This window comes from Paraburkholderia sp. GAS41, from assembly GCF_050436545.1.
Lineage (GTDB): Bacteria > Pseudomonadota > Gammaproteobacteria > Burkholderiales > Burkholderiaceae > Paraburkholderia.
In genome coordinates this window covers 212,172-235,048 of sequence record NZ_JBNDMK010000006.1, presented here as the reverse complement: position 1 = coordinate 235,048, position 22,877 = coordinate 212,172, and the positions used below count along the sequence as shown (strand labels likewise).

Genomic DNA, 22,877 nt, shown 5'->3' with positions numbered 1-22,877 from the left:
TTGTTTTATTCCTTCCCTTGGTGAACGTGCGCGCTTGCCCGCGAATTCGTTTGTTGTCCTGTCGACTAGAGTTAGCGCTTCAGCGCGTTACTCTAGTCCCATGCAAAGCGGTCGACCCGAGTTAACGCTTTAGCCCGCTCTCCGGGTCCCCCGCAAGTCCGCAATCCCTCCCTCGAATAAAACCCCCACCACGGCTATCGCCCTCTCTCGGGCGCCGCTCGCATACGGGTAAATCCCAAGCCCAAAACGTCCTTTTTGGCGAAACTCGACCTTGTCCCTTGCGTGAACAAAGTGCTATTGTGAAATACAAAAGTGCTATTCAACGCGGAACAGGACGAACCGCCTGTCTCTGCGCTGCCGATGCCTCTTCGCGCGTTCGCGCGCTGAATCTCAGGAGCTATGCCCATGCATAACATCACTCCCAGCGGCCTTGCGGCCGACCTCGAAAAGCGCGCCGCATCCGGACGTCCGATTCGCATTGGTCTGATTGGCAGCGGCGAGATGGGCACGGACATCGTGACCCAGGTGCGGCAGATGCACGGTCTGAGAATCGGCGCGATTGCCGATCTGCGCCCTGAAGCGGCACGCGCCGCGGTGCGCGTCGCGAACGGCGCGGACACCGGCTATCGGATGGCGGACACGCGCAGCGCGGTCGAACAGGCGATCGAAGCCGGCGACATTGCGATCACCCAGGACGTCGACGCGGTCTGCACGAGCGATCTGATCGATGTAGTGATCGACGCCACCGGCAAGCCGGCGGTCGGCGCGCAGATCGGTCTCGTCGCCATGCAGCACGGCAAGCATCTGGTGATGATGAACGTGGAAGCGGACGTGACCATCGGCGCTTATTTGCGGCGCGAAGCGGAGCGCCTCGGCGTGGTTTATTCGCTCGGCGCCGGCGACGAACCCAGTTCCACGATCGAGCTGATCCAGTTCGTCAGCGCGCTCGGCTATCCGATCGTCGCGGCGGGCAAGGGCAAGAACAACCCGCTCAATATCGAGGCGACGCCCGACCTCTACCAGGACGAAGCGCGCCAGCGCAACATGAACCCCCGCATGCTGGTGGAGTTCGTCGACGGCTCGAAGACCGCCGTCGAGATGGCCGCCATCGGCAACGCAACTGGCCTCACGCCGGACGTGCCTGGCATGCACGGCCCGGCGGCACTCCTCGATGAACTGCACAAGGTGCTGTGCCCGGTGGCCGACGGCGGCATCCTGTCGCGCAAAGGCGTGGTCGACTACACGATCGGCAAGGGCGTGGCGCCTGGCGTGTTCGTCGTCGCGGAGCTGGCGCATCCGCGTTTGCGCGAACGCATGGAGGACCTGAAGCTCGGCAAGGGGCCGTACTACACGTTCTATCGTCCGTATCACCTCACCAGTCTCGAAGTGCCGCTCACGTGCGCGCGCTCGGTGCTTTACCGGCGTGCCGATATGGAACCGCTGCCGGTGCCGGTCGTCGAGGTGTGCGCCGTGGCCAAGAAAAACCTGCAGCCCGGCGAGCGGCTCGACGCGATTGGTGAGTACACCTATCGGGCATGGGCCATGACGGTCGGCGACGCGCGCACGGAGGATGCGGTGCCATGCGGGTTGATCGAAAACGGTCGCGTCACGCAGCCGATTCGCCGTGGCGAACTGCTGACCTATCGCAACTGCGCCGTGGACTGCGACTCGCCGATCGTCGCGTTGCGTCGTTTGCAGGACGAAATGGTGTACGGCAAGCCGCTCGCCGTCGCTTGATGAAGGTCGAACGGTGGGCGTCCCAACCGGGAGGATAGACATGCAGGACATCATCGAAGCAGTGCCCACGAGACCGGCCACGGCGCTGCGCGGGGTATTGTTCCAGTACGATGCAGCGACGCTGCGCGAAGCCTTGCGCAAGATGCTTCTGGTGCGGCGTTTCGAGGAGAGCGCCGAGCAGGCGTATATGCGTGGTCTGATCCACGGCACCATGCACCTTTCCATCGGCCAGGAGGCGAGCGCGATTGGCGCGACACTGCCGCTGACGGACGACGACTACATCACCTCCACGCATCGCGGCCACGGTCATTGCATCGGCAAAGGCGCGGACCCCAAGCGCATGTTCGCGGAGTTCTTCGGCAAGGAGACCGGCTATTGCCGCGGACGCGGCGGCTCGATGCACATAGCCGACGTGAGCCGCGGCAACCTGGGGGCGAACGGTATCGTGGGCGGCGGTATGCCGATTGCGGTCGGCGCCGCGCTGTCGCTCAAGCGGCAGCGTAAGAACGGCGTGGTGATGTGTTTCTTCGGCGACGGCGCCAATAACGAAGGCGCGTTCCACGAGTCGTTGAACTTTGCTTCCATCTGGAAGCTGCCGGTGATCTTCGTGTGCGAGAACAACCGCTACGGAATGTCGATGTCGGTCGAGCGCTCCACCGCGGTGTCGCACATCGCGCAGCGCGCGCTGGCCTACGACATGCCGGGCGTGACCGTCGACGGCAATAGCTTCACCGAAGTGCTGAACGCTGCGCAAGAGGCCGTCGCCCATGCGCGCAGGGGCGACGGACCGACGCTGCTCGAATGCGAGACCTACCGTCTGCGCGGCCATTCGAAGAGTGACCGCAACCGGTATCGCACGCGCGAGGAAATCGACGCGTGGTCGGCGCGCGACCCCATCGTGCGTTTCGAGAACGAATTGTTGCAGTGCGGCTTGCTCGACGCCGCCAGTGTCGCCAGGCTGCGGGAAGAAGTCGAAGCGCAGATCGAGGCGGGCCTCGAGTTTGCGCAGAACAGTCCGTCGCCGCAGCGCGCCGAACTGACACGTTACGTGTATGCACCAACCAGCGGGAGCGGGCAATGACGGCAGACGTGCTGGAGAACGTGCAGGCGGCGCAGCAGCAACAGACGCACGACGCAGTGCGCGAGTTGACGTACGCGCAGGCCATTCAGGAAGCGATGGCCATCGCCATGGAGCGCGACGAACGCGTGTTTCTGATGGGCGAGGATATCGGCGTCTACGGCGGCGCATTTCAGGTCACCGGCGACCTGTATCAGCGCTTCGGCCCGGAACGGGTGATGGACACGCCCATTTCGGAACTCGGCGGCGCCGGTCTCGCAGTGGGCGCGGCGATGACGGGCTCGCGGCCGATCTACGAATTCCAGTTCTCCGACTTTGCCACGCTGGCGATGGAACAGATCGTCAATCAGGCGGCCAAGATGCGCTTCATGCTGGGTGGCGAAGCATCGGTGCCGCTCGTGATGCGTTTTCCGGCGGGCTCCGGAACGGGCGCGGCCGCCCAGCACAGCCAGAGTCTGGAAGCCTGGTTTGCTCACGTGCCAGGTCTGAAGGTGGTGCAGCCGAGCACGCCGCACGATGCGAAGGGTCTGTTGCTGGCGGCGCTGGACGATCCGGACCCGGTGCTGATCTTCGAGCACAAGCTGCTGTACAAGAGCAAGGGGCCCGTGCCGGAAGGCTATTACACGGTGCCGATCGGCAAGGCGGCCGTGCGTCGCGCGGGCCGCGACGTCACGATCGTCGCCACCTCGATCATGGCGATCCGCGCGCTGGAAGCCGCAACGCAACTCGAACAGGAAGGTGTGGATGCCGAAGTGATCGATCTGCGCAGCATCCGGCCGATCGACCGCGCGGCGATCGTCGCCAGCATTCGCAAGACCTCGCGGCTGATCTGCGTCTACGAAGGCGTGCAGCAACTGGGGATTGGCGCAGAGATTGCCGCCATTGCCTGTGAAAGCGAGGCTTTCGATTATCTCGACGCGCCGGTGATCCGCCTGGGCGGTGCCGACTGTCCGCTGCCGTACAACCCCGAGCTGGAAAAAGCGGCGGTCCCGCAGGTCGACGATATCGTCGCAGCGGCGCGGCGCATTGTCGGCGGGAGAGGCTGATATGCCGACGGAAGTGATTTTGCCGCGCGTCGACATGGACATGAGCGAGGGCATGATCGCCGCCTGGCATGTCGAGGAAGGCGACGAGGTTCGTGAAGGAATGCTGATCTTCGAAATCGAGACCAGTAAGGCGACGATGGAAATCGATGCGCCGGCCAGCGGCATCATCCGGCAGATCAGTGCGCCGGTGGGCAAGACGGTGCCGGTCGGCACCGCGGTCGCGTGGATTTATGCGGCGGGCGAGGCGTTGTCTGTGCAGGCTGAGGTTGGCTTGACCACCGCGCAGGACGAGCCGATGTCCGTGACTGGCTTGAACGCTGTGCAGAACGTGCCGATGCCCGTGACTGGCTTGAACGCCGCGCAAAACGTACCGATACCCGTCGCCGATGCAGCGCTGCAAGAGACGGCGCAAGCGCGGGCTATCGAAGCGTATCAGCTTGCCGCGCTGTGCGCCCCGCACGCGTGTGCGCGTGAGGGCAGCGCATCGAACCCGCAAGAACCGTTACGGGCGACTCCGGCTGCGCGGCGTCTCGTGCGTGAACGCGGGCTGCGGCTAGTCGACATAGCAGGGTCCGGACCGCATGGGCGAGTGGTTGCGCAGGATGTGTTGCGGACGGTGGTGCAGCCGGATGGTTCAGGTCCGGCACGCCACGCTGCATCGCGCGCGTGCCTGCACAGCGTCACGTTGCGCAAGGGCAGTGGCGATCCGTTGGTGCTGTTGCACGGCTTCGCGGCGGAGTCCAATAGCTGGCGACCGTTTTCGCAAGCCGTGGCAAGCGTGAGCGGTGCCGAGCCGGGCATGCTGGCGGTGGACCTGCCCGCGCATGGAAAATCCACGGCGCAGGCGGCGGGCTCGCTGGACGACATGGTCGCGGTGCTCGAGCATACGTTGCTCGACGCAGGCATCACGCGGTGCCATTTAGTGGGACATTCTTTCGGCGGCGCGCTGGCATTGGCGACCACGGCGAGAGCGTCGCGCGTGGAGGTGCGCTCGTTGGCGTTGCTGGCGCCTGCGGGTCTGGGTCCCGGAATCGACGGTGCGTTCCTGCGTGGTCTCACCGAGGCGAGCAGTCGCGCGAGTCTCGCGGTATGGCTCAGGCAGTTGTTTGCCGATCCAACGCGAATGGACGACGGCTTCGTTGCCACTGCGTGGCAACAACTGGAAAGCGCGCAAGTTCGCAACGCTCTCGCTGCGGTGGCGGATAGGTTTTTTCCGGACGGCACGCAGTTGCTGGATCTACGGCAACTGCTCACCGGTCTGACGCTGCCTGTGCGCGTGGTTTGGGGCGAGCAGGACAGAATAGTGCCTGTCAGGCATGCAGATGAATTGCCCGGCCATGTTGCCGTGCATCGGTTCGCCGGCGTGGGGCATTTGCCGCATGTCGAAGCGCAGGCGCAGGTGGCCGCGTTGGTCGTGCAGAACATCGCAGCTGCGACAGCCGGGCATACGCAAGCGTGTAGCGTGTCACGATGACGCTGCAAGTGGCCTGTCCAACACTGCAGTGGATGGCTTGATGAGAGAGCGGCAAGGGAACGACTGGCGTTTCCCCCAATGAATTTACAAATGAACAATCGTAATATGCAAGGCTAAACATGTTCATATTCCTAATTAAATAGGCTGGAGTCAGACGGCCATCCGGATGACGGTTTTGCATGGCACGTGAGTAAGCGCTGAAGCGCTAACTGCCACCGACAGCTTTGCATGGGAGACGACGATGGACTTTGTGCGCGGTGCGTTACTCGCCCTGGCAGTGTTCTGGGCGTTGCAACTGGTCGGCTCATGGTTTCAGATGCGCCGCTATACGGATGCGGTCCGCGATGCCACCCGGCGTTGGCATAGCGGCTTTCTCGGCGTCGGCTCCTGCAAGGTCAAGCTGGGACGAGGCGCGGTTGCCATCGTCGTGCTGTCCTCCGATCTACGCGTCTGCCAGTTCCTCAGCATGTCCGGCCTCACGGTCTTCACGCGGTTTCATCCACACGACGGTTTTACCGGCCTGTCGGCCAGCGAGTTCAGCGCCCGTCTGAAGACCTCGAAGTTGCGCCGCAGCATTGCGCAGGCTGCGACCGACGCATTCGAGCGCGCCCAACGCGCCGCCGAAGCACCCGCCTGATTTCCGTCTACGTACGCAGTCGAGCAAGCTGTTTTGTCCGGTTCCGCTGGGTCACGCTGAGTCACGCCTTGTGGAGCTTTTCGCGATCGTTTCGGTTTATCTGGGAGATTCGCCATGTTCGTTCTTGATTGGCTCACGCAGGTCGCTGAAGGATTCATCGGCATCTTCAATGCCGGCGGTAAAACGTTCGTGGGCTTCGTCGTCGGTATCCTGCCCACGCTGATCGTGCTGCTGACCGCGGTGTACACACTGATCGCGCTGATCGGCGAGCAGCGCGTGCAAGGTCTCGCACGCTTCTTTTCGAAGAATGTCATCACCCGTTACACGCTATTGCCGCTGCTCGCGATGTTCTTCCTGACCAATCCGATGGCCTACACGTTCGGTGTATTTCTTGAAGAGAAGCACAAGCCCGCGTTTTACGATTCCGCTGTTTCGTTGTGCCACCCGATTACCGGACTCTTTCCACATTGCAACCCAGGCGAACTGTTTGTCTGGCTCGGTGTGGCGGCCGGCCTCACCAAACTGGCGGAAACCCACGCCTTGACGTTTTCCATTCCTAAGCTCGCGTTGTTCTATTTGATCGTCGGTCTTGTCGTGAATCTGCTGAAAGGCATCCTCACCGAGACGTTGACCCGGATTCTGGCTCACCGGGAAAACATTGAACTGTGATGCACTGCCGTTGCCGGTAATCCAACATCGAGGCTGAGGAGACAAGACATGGATACGAGAGCATATAGAACGGTGAAGGTCGAGCGCGGACCCAACGGATGGGGTGGCCCGCTGCTGATTCAACCCACGCCCGAGCGCAACAAGATCGTCGCCGTGACGGGCGGCAGCATCCCGGAACTGGCCAGGGTGCTCGCCGAAATGACGGGGGGCGTGCTGGTCGACGGCTTCCGCACGCCACCGCCCGAATCCGAAATGGCGGCCGTGGTGATCGACTGCGGCGGCACGGCCCGTTGCGGTGTCTATCCGCGCAAGAAGATTCCGACCATCAACCTGACTTCGGTCGGTCAATCGGGGCCGCTGGCTCAGTTCATTACCGAGGATACCTATGTATCCGGTGTGACCCCGGACCACCTGACGGCGGTCGACGACGACGCGGTGGGCGCCGCTGCGTCAGGCGCCACGAGTGCGCGTGCGGCCTCGGCCTCCACCTCGCCGTTCGCCGCGCCGGGTGGCGTGGTCGGCGCCGCCACGCGCGAGGCCGAGCACTCGGGCGGCCTGATCGGCTTTATCACGTCGATCGGGCGCGGCATGGGCGGCGTCGTCAACGTGCTGTTCAATAGCGGCCGCAAGGCGATCGACACGGTGATTCGCAACGTGCTGCCGTTCATGGCCTTCGTGACCATGCTGATCGGCGTCATCAACTCGACCGGGATCGGTACGGGGCTCGCGCATCTGTTGTCGCCGCTGGCGGGCAACATCGTCGGCCTGATCGTGCTGTCGGCGATCTGCGGCTTGCCGTTCCTGTCACCGGTGCTTGGCCCGGGCGCGGTGATCGCCCAGGTGATCGGCGCGGCGATTATCGGACCGGCCATCGGCAACGGCACGATTCCGCCGCAGATGGCGCTGCCGGCCCTGTTCGCTTACGACACCCAGGTGGGCTGCGATTTCGTGCCGGTCGGGATGGCGCTTGGCGAAGCCAAGCCGGAGACGATCCGCATCGGCGTGCCGGCCGTCCTGATCAGCCGGCAGATCATGGGGCCGATTTCGGTTCTGATCGCGTGGGCAGCCAGTTTTGCACTTTGATGCGTGGGACGGAGTCGTGATGCATTACTACAAGACGGTAATTACAGACGTCGGTCCCGAAGTACGGGACCTGCTTGAGGGCGGCGTGCTGATTCTCTATGCGGAGGGCGCGCCGCCCGAACTGGCCGAGGTGTCGGTGCTTCATCGGGCCGAACCGGCCCATGCCGAGGCGCCGCGTGCAGGTTCGCGCTTGCGCATCGGCGAAGTCAGCGCGCAGGTCAGCGCGGTGGGTCCGACGGCGTGGAACAAGGTGCACGAGATGGGTCACGTGGTGATCAATTTCAATGGCGCGAGCACGGCTGAGCGGCCGGGCGAGATCTGCGTGCAACCGGTCGATATGGACGCCTTGCTGGCGAGCATCCGCAGCGGGACGCTGATTGAAATTATCGATCTTTGAGCGCGTGGCTCGTGACGTATCGAACCGCGCGGTCAGGACGACGGAAGTGACGCTGGTCGATGGTGCTGTCCGTTGAACGCTTGATATGTGAAGGTCCTGCGATGTTAGAAACTGCAATCGTTGTCAAGGTAAACGAAGGACTGCATGCGCGTCCCGCTACGCAGTTCGCCAAGCTCGCGAAAGAGTTTTCCTGTTCGCTGCAGATCGTTCGCGGCGCGACGTGCGCGGACGCAAAGAGCGCCGTGAAGCTGATGCTGCTGGGCGTCAAGCAGGACGATCAGATCCTGCTGCGCGCCGACGGTTCCGACGAAAGCGATGCGGTGCGGCGGCTGCTGGCGTTTCTGTCGGAGCCCGGTGCCGGTGTTTCGCTTGGGGGATGTGGCGCGAATGGCCGTGTGGTTGAAGCGGGCGAGAACGCTAAGACCATGGCGGCTGTGGATAGGGTGGACGAGGAGCGGGCGCAGGGGCACGCACAGTCGCAGGAGTCTGCGGGGCAGGGTGTTGCCGACGTGCCGCTGCATGGCGTGGCGGCCAGCGAAGGTCTCGCCTTTGGTGAAGCATTCGTGTATTTGCCCGAGGCGTTGCGTGCAACGCGGCAGTTCATCGAGCCGGATGAAGTGGAGGGCGAGCTGGTGCGCTTCGGGGTGGCATTTCGCGAAGCGATCGCCGCGTTCGACACGCAGTTCGAAACCTTGGGTCAGCACGATATCGTCGAGGCACTGACCAACGTCGCGCAAAGCGATGAGTTTTCCGGCGCCGTCAAGGACCGCATCAGATCAGGCTGGGATGCAGCTGCGGCGACGCTGCAGGTAGGCGAAGAACTCTGCACGGCATTCCTCGCCATAGAGGACGAATATTTGCGCAGCCGTGCCGACGATATTCGCGGCATTACGCGTCAGGTCGCGTTGAAGCTGCTCGGACGGGACGACGTGAGTCTCGCGTCGCTGAGTCGACCTTGCGTGGTGCTGGCCGCGGATCTGAGCGCGCTCGATTTCGCCCGCGCCTGTGTGGCCAACATCGTGGGCCTCGTCTGCATCAAGGGGAGCGCGACCTCGCATCTGGCCATCATGGCGCGCGCGCACGGCATTCCCGCGGTGCTGGGCTTGCCGGTGACGGAGGAGTGTCTGCGTGAAGTCACGAGCGTCGCGCTCGACGGTGCGCAAGGGCAGGTATGGTTCGATCCCTCGCCGCAGCGGCAGGCGGACTTTGCGGCGCGCATCGCGCAGGACCGGCAGCGGCAGGCCGCCTTGAGCGTGTATCGCGACGTCTCTCCCGTCACGCGCGACGGCCGGCACATCGAGATCGCCGCGAACCTCGGCGCATTGTCGGAGATCGATGCAGCGCTCGAAGCCGGCGCGATGGGGGTGGGCCTGTTTCGCACGGAATTGCTGTTCATGGACCGCCGCGCCTTGCCCGACGAGGACGAACAGTACGAGGTCTATAGCCGGCTCGCGCAGGCCTTTCATCCGCGGCCGGTGGTGATTCGCACGCTCGATGTCGGCGGTGACAAGCCGGTGCCCGGCATCGTCTTTCCGCAGGAGGACAATCCGTTTCTCGGCTGGCGCGGTGTGCGCATGTGTCTCGACCGGCCCGACGTGTTCAAGCCGCAGTTGCGGGCGTTGTTGCGTGCGGCGACGTGCGGCAATGTGCGCGTGATGTTGCCGATGGTCGACGATCTCGACGAAATTCGACGTGCGAAGGCGCTGCTCGCAAGCTGCGCACAGGAGTTGGCTCAGGAAGGCGTCGCTTGCGGGCAGCCGTTGCTCGGCATCATGGTCGAGACGCCGGCCGCTGCGCTCACCGCCGATCTGCTGGCGCCCGAAGTGGACTTCTTTTCGATCGGCACGAACGACCTGACGCAATACGTGATGGCGGTCGACCGCGTCAATCCAAACCTGGCGGCGCTCTACCGGACGGATCATCCAGCGGTGCTGCGCGCAATCGGCATGGTTTGCGAGGCGGCGAAGAAGGCGAACATCAGCGTGGCGGTGTGCGGTGAAGCGGCGGCGCGGCCGGCGATGATTCCGCTGCTGATCGGTCTCGGTGTCAACGAGTTGAGTATGAGTCCGTCGTCGGTGTTGCGGGCGAAGAAGATCGTGAGTGAATTGTAGACGGCGAGCATTGCCGGGGCCTGGTGAGCCGTCCGGCCGCGGCGCAGTATTGCGGTTATGCAAGCCACGTGCAAGCCGGGTGGGCGTAGAATGCCAGGCTTCCTGGACCTAACCCGAGACTCGAGCCGCCTCATGAACGAACCGCGCAAGAAGAACCCGACCTTTGGCGTTGCCGTGTTTATTGTGATCGCGGTGTTGCTGGTGATTGCAACGCTCCTCTACAACGCGATCAGCGGCAAGCGCGAGTTCGATCGCGACAATGCCACGCCGCCGACCGTCGCTTCGGCAACGGCTGCAGCAGCGGGCGCCAGCGCCACGCATTGAACAGGTGAGCGCGGCAGTACGGACGCGCATGGAACGGCTGAGCGCGACATAACCGCCGAAGCACGCCGTATGTGCTGTACCGCATCCTCGAAGCCGAGGACGCAATGCGATTGTGGCGATCCGATCCGTGAGTGCGAGTGGTGTGGTCGGGGCTGCGCCTGCACGCCACGCCGGCCCGCTGCGTTTGCCGCTATTTCCCGCCTTATTCGTCGGGCAGACGGATCACGCTGGCGTCCTTGCGGATCTGATTGGCTGCCGCGAGCATCTGTTTGCATTGATGCGAGAGCAGTTTCAGTTCATGGACGGCCTCCGCCGAATAGTCGGCCGATTTCTCGGCCTCGACCACCATCGCATCGAGTTCGCGCGAGAGCTGTTTCGTCAGTTCGACCTGATCGGCCGGCGGTGCGGTGCCGCTCTCGGCTTCGGTGAGATTGTCCCGCACCACGCTCAGCACCCGTTGCAGCGGTTGCAGTGAGACGCTCTCCTGTTGCTGCGCCGAAATGCGCAGCAAGGGGGCGGCCGCGGTGATCTGCGAGGCCAGCGCATGGCTGCGCACCAGCAGGTCGTTGAGCTCAGGGACGAATTTCTGCGCCGCCTTCGGCTCCAGCATCATGCGCTGGAAAGCCTGGCCCAGATTGGCGAAGGCCACATGCACGTTCTTGCGGGCGAGCCGGTAGCGATAGTCGCGTTCGAGTGCAATGGCCGCGGCGGTGGCGGGAGGGCTCGCGGCGGCGTTGGGTGTGGCGAGCGCAGGCGCCTGCGCCAGCGCCGCCGCGCCAAAGTTCGCGCCGCCGAAACCCGCCGCACCAAAACTGCCCGCCGGGTCCGCCATCGCAGCAGCCGGCGCGCGCGCGCCCGCCTCGGTCACGACGGCCGTGGCGATCGCCGCCGGTTTGCCGCTCCACCACCAGCTGGCCTCCAGATACTGCCGGGTCGCGGCAATCATGCTGTTGACGAGCTTGCCCATCAGCCGGTATTCCCAGTACGGGAACAGATGGCTGGCGGCGATGGCGATCGCGCAGCCGACCACCGTATCGATGGCCCGCTCGCCGATGATACGCATGCTGCCAGGCGCGAGCAGATGGAACAGCAGCAGCACATACGCCGACGTGAACACCACACTTGCCGTGTAGTTGAACAGCAGCAGGCTATAGCTCATGACCATCGAGGCGAACATCACCACCAGCAGAATGTGCGGTTCCTTGACGAATACCATCAGCGCGATGCTGGCGGCGCAGCCGATCAGCGTGCCGACAATCCGCTGCCCGTTACGCTGCTTGGTGAGCGAATAGCCGGGCTTCAGGATGATGACCGTGGTCATCACGATCCAGTACGCATTGGTCAGCGGCAACAGCCGCCCGAGCCAGAAGCCGGCGGCCACCGCAATCGTTACGCGCAAGGCATGCCGGAAGCTCGGCGAGGCCATTGTCAGGTTCGAGAGAACCTGCCGGAACGGCACGCGCCGGCTCGACACGAAGCGCGACAGCGTCCGGTCGAGGCGCAGTTCGGTTTCCGTGGTGCGCGCCTCGCTGGAAAGGCTCTTGCGCATCTTGTCGATCAGCCGCGTCGCACTCCAGATGCGTCTGAAGGTCGCCGATACCGCTGAGTACGCCTCAGGGTTCTTCGTCGCCATATCGTGCTTGCGCATCAGCTCGATTTCGAATTCGATGGCGCGCAATTCAGCCTTCACGTTGACGCGGCTGCGCGGCGGCTGGTTCTGCAGCACGGCGAGGCCAATCTCTTCGAGGTCGGCCGCGGCCTTGCGGATCAGGTCGCGATAGAAGGTGAGCATGTCCGAGCCGCCGAAGGTGTTGCGCACCAGCGGGTAATCGGTATGCGCGCCGACGAACAGTTCGTGCAGGTCGACCGTGTTGATGAACAGATTGAAGAGCATCGCGCGGCGCGGTTCGAGCTTGCGGCTCTTGAGCTTGGGCAGGTTGCGCAGCACGATGTCGCGAGCCGCGTCCTGACGCTCGACGGCCGCGATCTGCTTGGCGATCAACTCGCGGTAGCAGTCGTCGAGGTCGTTGTCGAGATCGTAGAAGTCGGAACGCGCGAGCAGATAGTCCGCGCAGGCGAACACGCTTTCGGCAAGGGCCTGCTGTTCGATGCGGTGCATCTGCCAGCGGCTCACGAGCGTCGACCAGTAGGTGTACCAGAGTCCGCCGGCGAGCATCCATGACGCATTCACAAGCGCCTGCATGGGCGTGAAGTGCTCTTCGAGCGTCACGATCATCATGAAGAGCGTCGCGAAGCTGATTTGCGGCCAGCGATTGCCGTACACCACGATCAGCGACAGCACGAAAGTGAGCGGCACGACCGTGCACCAGAGCGCCACCGGATTGACGGTGGCAATACCGGTGGCGAGCGCCGACAGGAAGCCGATCACGGTGCACGCCAGCATTTCGTTGTGCTTGTATTTGAGCGGGCCTGGCATGTCGACCACGCATGCGCCAAGCGCGCCGGTGGCGATGGTGAAGCCTAGATCCCGCTGGTGGAACAGGAACAGGCAAATGACGGCCGGTAACGATACGCCGACTGCGATCCGCAGGCCGCCATAAAAGTACTGGCTATATAGGAATTTTTTGATCTCGACCGAATAACGCATCGACTGCCTGGAGGTTTCATACCACGACAATGATGAGACTGCAGGGAAGCCTCAAACCGAGAATGAGTCTAACTGATTTTGAGGCCTTTCTGACCTCGTCCGTTCGGCCAGGTTATGTGGCGTCGATGCGTTTGCTATGCTTCTTGCGCGGTTGGTGTGACAGGGGGCGGCGGGTGTTTCCCGATGGCTCAGCCGGGCATGGTGCCCGTCTGCGTGTCGCTGCCGGTGCGGTTGCGCAAGCTTTTGCGGTGCCACAGGGTCCATACCAGCAGAGCGCCATAGATGCCATAGCCGATGAACGGCGAGACCACCAGGAATCGCTCGACCGGCCAGGTCCACGCCATCCACGAGCGCAGGGCGGTTTCGCTGGTAAGGCCCACGCCCCAGACTGCCGTCATCATACGCATGGAGGTGGCGAAGGCCGGGCTTTGTGCCCACAGGGCGTCGATGCGTTCGGCGCCGCCGGCCACTTCGCGCGCCACGGTGGCACGGGCCAGGTAGAAGATGAGCGGACGGCGCATCGGCAATGACAGGAGGAACGCCACGCCAACCGCGCCCGACACCAGCGACTCGCGCAGCAGCAACATGCGTGGGCTGCCGCCCAGCGCCATCGCGCCGATCGACAGAACAATGCCGAGCAGCACGATCACGCTCAGGGCGTCGACGCGCCGAAAGCGCGCCAGTTCGACGAGGCTCCAGGCCACCGGCGGAACGGCCGAGGCAATCAGCCCGCCGGTCTCGCCCCAGTGAGGCATGGCGAGCCGGTACGCCAGCCACGGCAGTAACAGATTGACCGCCAGTTCGAGCAGGAAAGCGGGGCGCAGTTTCATACTAATTTACGGTGTAAGCGATACGTGCGAGTATCGGCGAGGCATCGGCAGGCGGCAACCGTTTTTGCGCACCGGCGCGGTTTGCCGATAGCAGGGAAGGGACCGGAGCCGGCCCGCGCGACGGTGCTGTGTACACTTGCGGTTCGTTGCTCCTTATTGCGCCATGACATCCCGTTATCCGATCCCGCCGAACGAAATCGAACTGACCGCAGTGCGCGCGCAAGGAGCGGGTGGCCAGAACGTCAACAAGGTCTCGAGCGCCATCCATCTGCGTTTCGACGTGCGTGCGTCGTCGTTGCCCGATGTGCTGAAGATGAGACTTCTCGCGCTGTCAGACCGCCGGCTGACTCGTGACGGCGTGGTCATCATCAAGGCGCAGGAGCATCGCACGCAGGAGATGAATCGCGCGTCGGCGCTGGAACGGCTGGATGAACTTATTCAGAGCGTCAGCGTGACGCGCACCCCGCGCGTCGCCACCCGGCCAACGCGCGCATCGAACCGGCGCCGCCTCGACGCCAAGGCAAAGCGCAGTGAGATCAAATCAGGACGTTCGCGCGTGGACGATTGAGGCGGCTGCGGCTGCGGCTGCGGCTCAGCGCTTGCGGTTGCCGGGCGCGGCCGGCGGATCAGGCACATCGAGAATGAAATCGACGCACAGGATGGTGGTCTTGCCGCCGTGGTCGAGCGTGACGGCGGCGGTATAGCAGTCCTGGCCGTCGATCAGCGAGTAGTGCGGTCCCATCATCGCCACCCGGCCGGGCGCGGCCATCGCATGCTTGAAATAGGCCCGCCGCGACCAGTTGCTGCGTGTCGTTGCCAGCAACGGTGCGAGCCGCTGCGGAGGCGGCGGCAAGGTGGGCGCGCTGATGGAGGGCAGCGTTTGCTCGCCCTGCGCATCCGTGACGAAGACGCGCCGCGCTTCGGGAATGTGGAACACTTTCAGCGCCGCCTCCGCGAGATTTCCGCTCGTGGCGAAACTGCCGGCGGCGGCCAGCACCGCTTCGGCGAAGCCGTCGAAGCCGAGTTGCTTGTGGCGCGCGTGCTTGCGTTCGTACTCGGCGAACTTGCGCCACATCGATTCGCTCAGGGCCGGCACACGTGCGCACGCGGCCTGCACGGAGCCCTTCGGTTGACCGAGCCAGAAACCTTGCACGAAGTCGACGTCGGCCTGCATCAGGATCATCAGTTCGTCGTCGGTCTCCACCCCTTCGGCCAGCACCAGCGTCCCCGACTGATGCAGCATCGCGATCAGATGGCCGATCAGCGATTCGTCGCCCTGGCGTTTGCCTGCGCGCGCCACCAGCGAACGGTCCAGCTTGACGATGTCGGGGCGGAAGCGCCACACCCGGTCGAAGTTGGAGAAGCCGGTGCCGAAGTCGTCGATGGCAATCAGGAAATCGCGCGGCTGCGAGGCTGCCAGCATGCTGGCGACGGCGGATTCGTCGTCCGCGGGTTGTTCGAGCACCTCGATCACGATGCGCTCCTGCGGGAGCCCGAAATGCGCAGACAATTCGTCGATAAAGGCGCGGTGCGGCCAGCCGGTTTCGAACACCTGCGGCCGCGTATTGAGAAACAGCCAGCCCACCTCGACGTTCTGTTCCATGAAATTGGCGACGTGCAGACAGCGGGCGATCCGGTCCAGTTCGCGTGCTTCGCTGGCGGTGCGGGTGCCGGAAAACAGCACGTCGGGCGTGACGGGCAAACCGACTGGATCGAACGCGCGCAACAGCGCTTCATAACCCACGATGCGCTGGTGCGTGATCGACAGCACCGGCTGAAATACGCTATGCAGCGTGAGCGCGCGCCACGTGGCGGTCCAGCCGCCCTCGTCGCGTACCAGATGGGGCAGAAGTCCGCTGAGCGTCAGTTCTTCGACTGTGGGCATGATGGCGGGGCCTCAGGCGTGCGGTGCGCAATGATGTCCCGCACCGCACGGGCACACGGCCGTGAGTCTGGCGGAGCGGGGACGCTGCCCGAAGAGACGGAGATCAATACCGGCCACGCTGGCCCCCCGGCTGATTGGTCGAAAACCAGTCTAGCAGTTCGAATCTGACGTGAATGTACGGGTTATCACACACGCGCAAAGCGCGTCGGCGGATAGACTTAAACCTACCACGGGGGACTCGGACATGCCCGCCAAAGTGGCGGGCGACGCCTCGTGCATTGGCGTTTCAGCGGGTTTCTTTCTGCAGACGTTTGCCGCGGTCGCCTGCCCGCGCGAGCTGCGTGCGGTTGCTCAGCCGGCGCAGGTTGGGTCGAAGATGCGGCAAGTCGCATGGGGCCGATGATCGCGTGAGCTTGCCTCACGCGCGACGTGCCACGCAGACAGACGGGCAGCGACGCGCCGGCCGCGTGCCCTGAACGGCGTTCTGACGCCTAGTGCGTCGACTGCGGGACGTCGAGAATCAGGATGATGGTCCAGTCAGCGTCGCCATCGTGGTGATACTGGCGTTCCGCGACGATAAACGGCTGTTGCTTGCCGTCCGGGCCGAGGAACAGCACGTCACCTTCCATAGGCAGACATTCAACGGGCGGCAGGGCAAGGTACGCTTCCTGGCCGCCGCCGCGCGGCATCAGTTTTTCGATTTTGCGGGATGCGGCTTCGGTCCATTCGATGTCTAGCTGGATGTTGCTCATGCTGTCCTCCGCACCATTGTGCGCACGGGTTGGGGTGGTTCTTCGGTGCGCGACTTTAGCATACCGCCAGAGCGCGCCGGACAACAAAAAGCCGAAGCCGGCAGGGCCGGCTTCGGCTTTTTTACTCTCTTGCGATGCGGCCGCGCATTGATCCGCCAGTCGTTGAACCTGCATCACTGCGCACGCAACGCGCGCCATGTGCGCATTCCGGCGCTGTTACTCGCTGGCGGCGGCAGGCTTCGCCGCTTTCATGTGATGCGGCTCTTTCTTGTGATGCTTGGCGGGCATGGCCGGCTGGCTTTCCGCGGCTTGCTGCCGGGATTGCAGTTCTTGCGCACGCTGCTCGACGTCGGCGGCCTTGGCCGGATCGGTGCTCATCATGACGCCGTTGTCGTTCTGTGCATACGCTGCGCCCGTCAGGGCCGAGAGGGAAACCAGGATCGCCAGGGACACTTTCTTCATCGTTACCTCCGTAGAGTGGTTGTGGCCGGGTAATGCTGTCCGATTTGCGGGACCAGACCATTCTAGCCAGCTATATCCGCTCCAATCGAAGCTTTGCAACATTTTTGACAGATAGTTACATTTACTTACCTTTGTGCTGACGCATTGAGCACCTCGGTCTGCCGGTAGCGGGTGTTATTGCCGTGAAACACAGCAAAACCAGGTCGTATCGGAAGAAGCTGCGGCAGGGAGGACGAGGCATTCGCCGTCGCATGTGATTGCATGCGATGTGTTCATCAGTGGCGGATTCGAAAAATAACTTTGCATAACTGATCAATTGACGAGGAGACCTACGATTTTTGCCGAAACGGTTCCTCGCTGATTGGGCGTATTCAAAACCAACCAAGCAGGCGATACACATGAAACTGTGCGATGCCGATCAGTTCGTGGAGCGCCAGGTCCGCATTCACGAGATTGTCATAGCGGGGCAGTACGCCGAGGCTGGCCCGCCGTGTGTTCGACACGACCGGGTGTGGTGTCAGCCCAAACCGGTGGAAGTCGAGCAGGGCGCGTGGCATCTGGTACGCGGACGTGACGAGGATCAGCGCGTCGTAGCGCTTATCTTGCAACAGCGCAGCCACGTTACGGGCATTTTCGTACGTGGTGTGGCTGCGGTTTTCCAGCACGATGTCGGCGCGAGGCACCTGCTTTTGCAACAGATAGGGCAGGTAGTTATCCGCTTCCGAGGCTTCGTGGCGCTGCGGATTGCCGCCGCTGATGACCACGTCGCAACTTGCGCCCGTTCGTTTGCATGCCGAATAGATATCGGCGCTGGTCGCGATTCGTATCAGCGCGTCGTCCTTGGGAACCAGTTTGTGCGCATCGTTGTAGTCAGTGCCGCCGCCCAGCATGACGATTACCGTGCGCGCGGCGAAGGTGGGCGGCGCAACCGATTGTGTGCCCCACTGGGCCCAATCCAGAAGCGGTGCGCTCAGCCAGCCCGCCGCAAGCAGCCAGAACAGGGCCACAGCGGCGAGCGCGAGCGGGGCGCGCAAGCGTCGCGTTAGCACGATTGCTGCAAAAAAAAGCGCTAATAAAGTGAATAGAATCAATTTAAATGGGGTAACGTATGGTTTCTGGGGACATTCACGCCGCCGCTATCGCACCGTCCTGGGCGCATCATGGGCACGTGGGATAGAACGCTAGCACGCGGTTCGAACGGGGACCCTGGAAACATGGAAAAACAGGTGGCGCCTGGCGGCGGACGGTAGATCGCCCTTGCGATAAGTCTGGCCGCCATGGGTGGGTGCTACGCGCGTCACTGGTGGCGCGGTGACGTGCTGCGCAAAGATGTGTCATGGCTGCACTTTACGAAAGAAGTGAGATGACCACGTATTCCAACGAAGTAGTTCTTGAAGCGCTGCGGCGGGCGCAATACCGCCAGGTGCCGTGGGCCCGGCGTCCGGGAGCATTCGAATATCTTCGCGCGCTCGGCTTGATGGAGACGGTTCGGCAACGCACCGTCGCGCCCGCGCCGGGGTTTCATGCGCCGGTTGATATCGCCGTGCTGACCGATCGAGGCCGTGCCGAATTCGCCCGTCTTGAGCGCTATGAGCGTGCGCTGGACTGGACCGCACGGAAGATGCACGACTACGTTGCAGCGGAACACCGCACGGTGGATCTGGAAGTCCGTCCGTAGCACGTGGGCCGGCCGATGATCGAGGCGCTGGCATGCCGTCGGGCTGGGCCCGGGGGCGCGGCGTTGCCGCTATTCATTGCCACTTAAGGTGGAAGGGCGGCGCGCCGCTATCCGAATCTACTCAAAATCGCCCGAAAAAAAGCCCGTATCACGAGGATACGGGCGTACCGGAATTACTACTGCCACGCTGTGCTGATGGCATTGATGAGACTGGTTCAAGCCGCGGTGGTTCCCGCAGTTTCCCGCAAGCTTCGCATCACTATTCATTGCTTCGCTGCAGCGAGGAATCACACGAAACGTTGAGGTTGCGCTTGCGGCTAGCGGCTAGCGGCGCCGTTGCGCATCCTCGCGCGCCGACTCCGGCCGCGTGCGGACATTACTGGCGATATCGCCGCGCAAATCCCCGCGTGGCGAGGGCGGGGTGAATTCTCGAGGGCGCTCGCCCTGCTGCCACACGGAAAGCGTAGCCGGGCGGTCGGGATGCCAGTTCCAGCCCTCAGGCCGTTGCTGGGCGAAAGCAGGTGCGGCAATCAGTGAAACGACAATGCCGCACAGAAGCAGGGACATTGGTTTCATGCTGGGCTCCGTTCAAACCTGACTCATCAGGATTGTGTGCATACTCGTACGGTATGCTTAGGAGCGAAAGCACGCTGTAAATAATCGTAAATGGATGTTTCACTGGGTGTCAGTGAAGAGCGGTCGGAATTCCCGCGCGGCGCTGATGGGCAGCGTATCGCGCACGTGGATGACCTGCGGCTGGTGTGTTTTCGATAAGCCCAGCACAAAGCCGGATGGCATATGCCACGTCACCGGCAGGCGCTGGATACGCACCGGGCGCCCCTAAGGCGCCCGGTGGCGGTGCAGCAGAGTCAGGCCATCTTGACCGGTGCGCGCCAGGATTCCGGATTGGTCCAGAATGCGCCGCGCAGGCGGTCACGGCTCGGCGGTGCGGGCGGCTTGGCAGCCGTCGCGCCAATCCGGCCTCGCAGCGAAATTTCGCGGCCGCTCGTGCCGAGTCGCTTGACTATTTCGGCGAGCGTACCATCGGCTTGCCACTCGTCGAAACGGCGGCGGCAGGTCGGCGGCGAGGGGTAGCGGCCGGGAAGCTTGGACCAGCCTTCTCCCGTCGACAGTACCCAAAGAACCGCATTGACAACCGCGCGTGCTTCCACACGTGGCCGACCGCGTCGTTCGCTCCGTGCTGGCTCCGCACAGAACAACGCCTCGACCAGCGCCCACTCGTTGTCTCTCAAATCGTCGAACAGCATCATGTCTCACCTCAGCGAAGCTAACTCCGGTGCGCTGCCCCGCGCCGCGCACTCTCCATGCACTCAATCGCGAGTGCCAGGCGGGGTCGGGCTTGCCACGGTTCTGGTTGTGCAGTCAGGTCCATGGCGCCGACCCAGTGCGCATCCAAATGCACGAAGCGTGCCACCTCTTTATTAATTTCCTCGAAGTCCCATAACGTCGGGCCAGCGCGGGCGTTAGTCAGGGGCGTATGAGAATCCAAAAACGCCGTCGCGGAAATCGGGACAATCACCAATCTTGTGCGATCAGGCCCGCACAACGTGCGTTTGCGCCTTATTGCTGCGTCGCAGCGAAACGATTGCCGAGGTGTGTCGCGCCTGAAGAAACAATACAATCATCATGAAACGTCACTATTGATGAGATACCGCGATGAATGTCACGCTGCGTCAGCTAAGGGTTTTCATTGAGGTCGCGCGCTTGCAGAGCTTTAGCCGTGCTGGCGACGAAATCGGCCTGACGCAGTCCGCGGTAAGCCGCTGTGTGCGGGAACTGGAGACGGAGATTGGCCTGAAGCTGATCGACCGGACCACCCGAGAAGTGCAGTTGACCGATGTGGGCGGCAATCTTGTGTCGAGTGTGTCGCGCCTCCTGAGCGATCTCGACGATGCCTTGCGTGAAATTCGCGAAATCGGTGAGCAGCGGCGCGGGCGGGTGGTGGTGGCGGCCAGTCCCACCGTCGCTTGCCGGCTGATGCCGAGGGTGGTGGCAACCTGTGGCCGGCAGTTTCCGTTTATCACCATGGGATTGCGCGACGACGTCCAGAGCGACGTGGTGCGCAAGGTCAAATCGGGCGAGGTCGATTTCGGCGTCATCATCGGTCCGTTTTCCGCCGACGATCTACTGAGCGAAGCGCTGATGACGGACTCGTTTTGCGTGGTGTCGCGCAGCGATCATCCGCTGGCAGCCCGATCTCGGGTGGCATGGACGGATCTCGAGGGACAGCAGCTGGTGATGCTCGATCACGCGTCGGGCAGCCGGCCGATCATCGACGCTGTCATGAGCGAGCATGGCGTGAGCGCGACGGTGGTGCAGGAACTGGGGCATTCGGCGACGGTGTTCGGGCTGGTGGAGGCGGGTGTGGGCGTGAGCGTGCTGCCGTGGCTCGCGTTGCCGCTGCCGGCAGATACCTCGCTGGTGGCGCGGCCGCTGGTGCCGCGCGCCGAGCGCACGGTCGAACTGGTGCGGCGGCGTGACCGTTCGCTATCGCCGGCGGCCGAGGCGGTGTGGGGGTTGATCCGGCAACTGCCGGGGCGGGCGGAGGATCTAAGGTAGCGATGGCGGGTGGGACAACAAGCTGGGAAGGGGAGCAGTGCGCGCCTCCCCCAGGCCGTGCGGCACGCTAAACTGTCGCTCTGCCTGATGTCGCCACTCCTGGTCCCTGTGAGCTGACGACCTGAACCGACCTCTCCTGGATCCCTTGATGAGCGAATCCGATTTGCCCACGCCCCTCTTGCCGAACGCGCGTGACGCCGTCCGTGCGCTGCGGCCCTCCCAGATTCGCGAAGTCGCGAACGCTGGCTTTGGTGTCGACGACATGCTGCCTTTCTGGTTCGGCGAGTCGGACCGCGTGACGCCGGAATTCATCCGTCGCGCAGCAAGCGAGGCGCTGGCGCAGGGCGCCACCTTCTACACCCACAACCTCGGCATTGCGCCGCTGCGCGCGGCGCTTGCCGACTACGTGACGAACCTGCACGGCGCGACTTCGGTCGACCATGTCGCCGTCACGAGCGCCGGGGTCAATGCGTTGATGCTGGCTGCGCAACTGGTGGCCGGCGCCGGCGACCGCGTGGTCGCAGTCACGCCGCTCTGGCCGAACCTGGTCGAGATTCCGAAGATTCTCGGCGCGCAGGTCGAAACCGTCGCGCTTGATTATGGGGCGCAGGGCTGGACGCTCGACCTCGAGCGCCTGTTGGGCGCGCTCACGCCGGACACGAAGTTGCTGATGGTCAACTCGCCCAACAACCCGACCGGCTGGGTGATGAGCGCCGCCCAGCAACGCGCCGTGCTGGAGCATTGCCGTCGTCACGGTATCTGGATCGTCGCCGACGAGGTCTACGAACGCCTGTACTACGCGGACGACACCGCGCGCAGCGCGCCCTCGTTTCTCGATCTGGCTGGGCGCGACGAGCGCGTCATCTGCGTCAATTCGTTCTCGAAGGCGTGGCTGATGACCGGCTGGCGGCTCGGCTGGATCGTGGCGCCCGCTGCGCTGATGGACGATCTGGGCAAGCTGGTCGAATACAACACCTCGTGTGCGCCCGCGTTTGTACAGCAAGCGGGCGTCGCCGCTGTGCAGCAGGGCGAATCGTTCACCGGACAACTCGTGGCCGACCTGAAGGCCTCGCGCGATTACCTGGTACGTGCCTTGGCCGCGCTGCCGGGTGTCGATGTGAAAGCGCCACCCGGTGCGATGTACCTGTTCTTTGCGCTGCCCGGCGCCGCGCAGAGCCTCGCCTTGTGCAAGGCGCTGGTGCGTGAAGTGGGGCTCGGCATCGCGCCCGGTAGCGCGTTTGGTGCGGAGGGCGAGGGCTTCGTGCGCTGGTGCTACGCCTGCGACACGGCCCGGCTCGACGCAGGCGTCGCGCGGCTTCAGACGTATCTTGGCCGGCATGCCACAGGCTGAAGCCACCGTTACGCCGTTTGGCGGAGCGGCGCTCCGGCCTTTGTTTTTCACGGGTTTTGCACGTCGCTGCCCACAAAGCGCTAAAAAGGATAACAAGCCGGGATGAAAAGCAGCCGTTGTAAGGATTTCGTCTTTACGCACTGAATGTTTTTGCGTAATATGGCGTTCAGTCACG

General features: G+C 63.5%; 21 protein-coding genes and 1 pseudogene. 14 read left to right on the top strand and 8 right to left on the bottom strand.

What is annotated here, in order from left to right:
- The first annotated feature begins 405 nt into the window (after window positions 1-405).
- From P3T43_RS11905 to P3T43_RS11860, 10 genes are all read left to right on the top strand, one after another.
- Complete coding sequence (locus P3T43_RS11905; protein ID WP_429281235.1) at window positions 406-1,737, top strand: NAD(P)H-dependent oxidoreductase; 1,332 nt, start codon at window positions 406-408, stop codon at window positions 1,735-1,737.
- A 40-nt stretch (window positions 1,738-1,777) separates the two neighbouring features.
- Window positions 1,778-2,818, top strand: coding sequence for a thiamine pyrophosphate-dependent dehydrogenase E1 component subunit alpha (locus P3T43_RS11900; protein WP_429281234.1), 1,041 nt, complete (start codon window positions 1,778-1,780; stop codon window positions 2,816-2,818).
- Between the two features lie 56 nt (window positions 2,819-2,874).
- On the top strand, window positions 2,875-3,861 hold the full coding sequence (locus P3T43_RS11895) for an alpha-ketoacid dehydrogenase subunit beta (RefSeq protein WP_429281297.1): 987 nt from the start codon (window positions 2,875-2,877) through the stop codon (window positions 3,859-3,861).
- 1 nt (window position 3,862) lies between these two features.
- On the top strand, window positions 3,863-5,335 hold the full coding sequence (locus tag P3T43_RS11890) for an acetoin dehydrogenase dihydrolipoyllysine-residue acetyltransferase subunit (RefSeq protein WP_429281233.1): 1,473 nt from the start codon (window positions 3,863-3,865) through the stop codon (window positions 5,333-5,335).
- A gap of 241 nt (window positions 5,336-5,576) precedes the next feature.
- Window positions 5,577-5,972 (top strand): transcriptional regulator GutM, encoded by a 396-nt coding sequence (locus P3T43_RS11885; protein ID WP_429281232.1) that lies wholly within the window; start codon window positions 5,577-5,579, stop codon window positions 5,970-5,972.
- 114 nt (window positions 5,973-6,086) lie between these two features.
- Window positions 6,087-6,641 (top strand): PTS glucitol/sorbitol transporter subunit IIC, encoded by a 555-nt coding sequence (gene srlA, locus P3T43_RS11880; RefSeq protein ID WP_429281231.1) that lies wholly within the window; start codon window positions 6,087-6,089, stop codon window positions 6,639-6,641.
- Between the two features lie 48 nt (window positions 6,642-6,689).
- Window positions 6,690-7,724 (top strand): PTS glucitol/sorbitol transporter subunit IIB, encoded by a 1,035-nt coding sequence (gene srlE / locus P3T43_RS11875; protein WP_429281230.1) that lies wholly within the window; start codon window positions 6,690-6,692, stop codon window positions 7,722-7,724.
- 19 nt (window positions 7,725-7,743) lie between these two features.
- Window positions 7,744-8,121, top strand: a complete 378-nt coding sequence (locus tag P3T43_RS11870) for a PTS glucitol/sorbitol transporter subunit IIA (RefSeq protein ID WP_429281229.1) — start codon at window positions 7,744-7,746, stop codon at window positions 8,119-8,121.
- A 101-nt stretch (window positions 8,122-8,222) separates the two neighbouring features.
- Window positions 8,223-10,232 (top strand): phosphoenolpyruvate--protein phosphotransferase, encoded by a 2,010-nt coding sequence (gene ptsP, locus P3T43_RS11865; RefSeq protein ID WP_429281228.1) that lies wholly within the window; start codon window positions 8,223-8,225, stop codon window positions 10,230-10,232.
- 132 nt (window positions 10,233-10,364) lie between these two features.
- Complete coding sequence (locus P3T43_RS11860; protein WP_429281227.1) at window positions 10,365-10,556, top strand: hypothetical protein; 192 nt, start codon at window positions 10,365-10,367, stop codon at window positions 10,554-10,556.
- 202 nt (window positions 10,557-10,758) lie between these two features.
- On the opposite strand, the gene P3T43_RS11855 is transcribed toward P3T43_RS11860, so the two are convergent.
- Both P3T43_RS11855 and P3T43_RS11850 read right to left on the bottom strand, forming a co-directional pair.
- Window positions 10,759-13,164 (bottom strand): FUSC family protein, encoded by a 2,406-nt coding sequence (locus P3T43_RS11855; RefSeq protein ID WP_429281226.1) that lies wholly within the window; start codon window positions 13,162-13,164, stop codon window positions 10,759-10,761.
- 188 nt (window positions 13,165-13,352) lie between these two features.
- A complete protein-coding gene (locus tag P3T43_RS11850; RefSeq protein WP_429281225.1) occupies window positions 13,353-13,994 on the bottom strand; it encodes a VC0807 family protein in 642 nt (213 codons plus the stop codon).
- A 163-nt stretch (window positions 13,995-14,157) separates the two neighbouring features.
- On the opposite strand from P3T43_RS11850, the gene arfB reads away from it, so the two are divergent.
- Complete coding sequence (gene arfB / locus P3T43_RS11845) at window positions 14,158-14,562, top strand: alternative ribosome rescue aminoacyl-tRNA hydrolase ArfB (RefSeq protein ID WP_429281224.1); 405 nt, start codon at window positions 14,158-14,160, stop codon at window positions 14,560-14,562.
- Between the two features lie 24 nt (window positions 14,563-14,586).
- Here arfB and P3T43_RS11840 read toward each other — a convergent pair whose 3' ends face one another.
- The 4 genes from P3T43_RS11840 to P3T43_RS11825 form a co-directional block, all read right to left on the bottom strand.
- A complete protein-coding gene (locus tag P3T43_RS11840; protein ID WP_429281223.1) occupies window positions 14,587-15,879 on the bottom strand; it encodes a sensor domain-containing phosphodiesterase in 1,293 nt (430 codons plus the stop codon).
- Window positions 15,880-16,370: 491 nt separating this feature from the next.
- Window positions 16,371-16,631, bottom strand: coding sequence for a DNA-binding protein (locus tag P3T43_RS11835; protein ID WP_429281296.1), 261 nt, complete (start codon window positions 16,629-16,631; stop codon window positions 16,371-16,373).
- A gap of 216 nt (window positions 16,632-16,847) precedes the next feature.
- The gene (locus P3T43_RS11830; RefSeq protein WP_429281222.1) at window positions 16,848-17,093 is read right to left on the bottom strand and encodes a hypothetical protein; all 246 of its coding nucleotides are present in this window, start codon (window positions 17,091-17,093) and stop codon (window positions 16,848-16,850) included.
- 371 nt (window positions 17,094-17,464) lie between these two features.
- On the bottom strand, window positions 17,465-18,184 hold the full coding sequence (locus P3T43_RS11825) for a YdcF family protein (protein ID WP_429281221.1): 720 nt from the start codon (window positions 18,182-18,184) through the stop codon (window positions 17,465-17,467).
- A gap of 272 nt (window positions 18,185-18,456) precedes the next feature.
- Here P3T43_RS11825 and P3T43_RS11820 point away from each other — a divergent pair, with 272 nt between their 5' ends.
- Window positions 18,457-18,771, top strand: coding sequence for a hypothetical protein (locus tag P3T43_RS11820; protein WP_429281220.1), 315 nt, complete (start codon window positions 18,457-18,459; stop codon window positions 18,769-18,771).
- Window positions 18,772-19,095: 324 nt separating this feature from the next.
- Here the strand turns inward: P3T43_RS11820 and P3T43_RS11815 are convergent, their stop codons facing one another.
- Window positions 19,096-19,347, bottom strand: a complete 252-nt coding sequence (locus P3T43_RS11815) for a hypothetical protein (RefSeq protein ID WP_429281219.1) — start codon at window positions 19,345-19,347, stop codon at window positions 19,096-19,098.
- A gap of 296 nt (window positions 19,348-19,643) precedes the next feature.
- Window positions 19,644-20,039 (bottom strand): annotated as a pseudogene (locus P3T43_RS11810) (transposase); the annotation flags it as partial.
- A 409-nt stretch (window positions 20,040-20,448) separates the two neighbouring features.
- Here P3T43_RS11810 and P3T43_RS11805 point away from each other — a divergent pair.
- Window positions 20,449-21,351 carry a LysR substrate-binding domain-containing protein gene (locus tag P3T43_RS11805; protein ID WP_429281218.1) on the top strand — a complete coding sequence of 301 codons (903 nt, stop codon included), beginning with the start codon at window positions 20,449-20,451 and terminating at the stop codon, window positions 21,349-21,351.
- A 148-nt stretch (window positions 21,352-21,499) separates the two neighbouring features.
- Complete coding sequence (locus P3T43_RS11800) at window positions 21,500-22,702, top strand: pyridoxal phosphate-dependent aminotransferase (protein WP_429281217.1); 1,203 nt, start codon at window positions 21,500-21,502, stop codon at window positions 22,700-22,702.
- Window positions 22,703-22,877 lie beyond the last annotated feature (175 nt).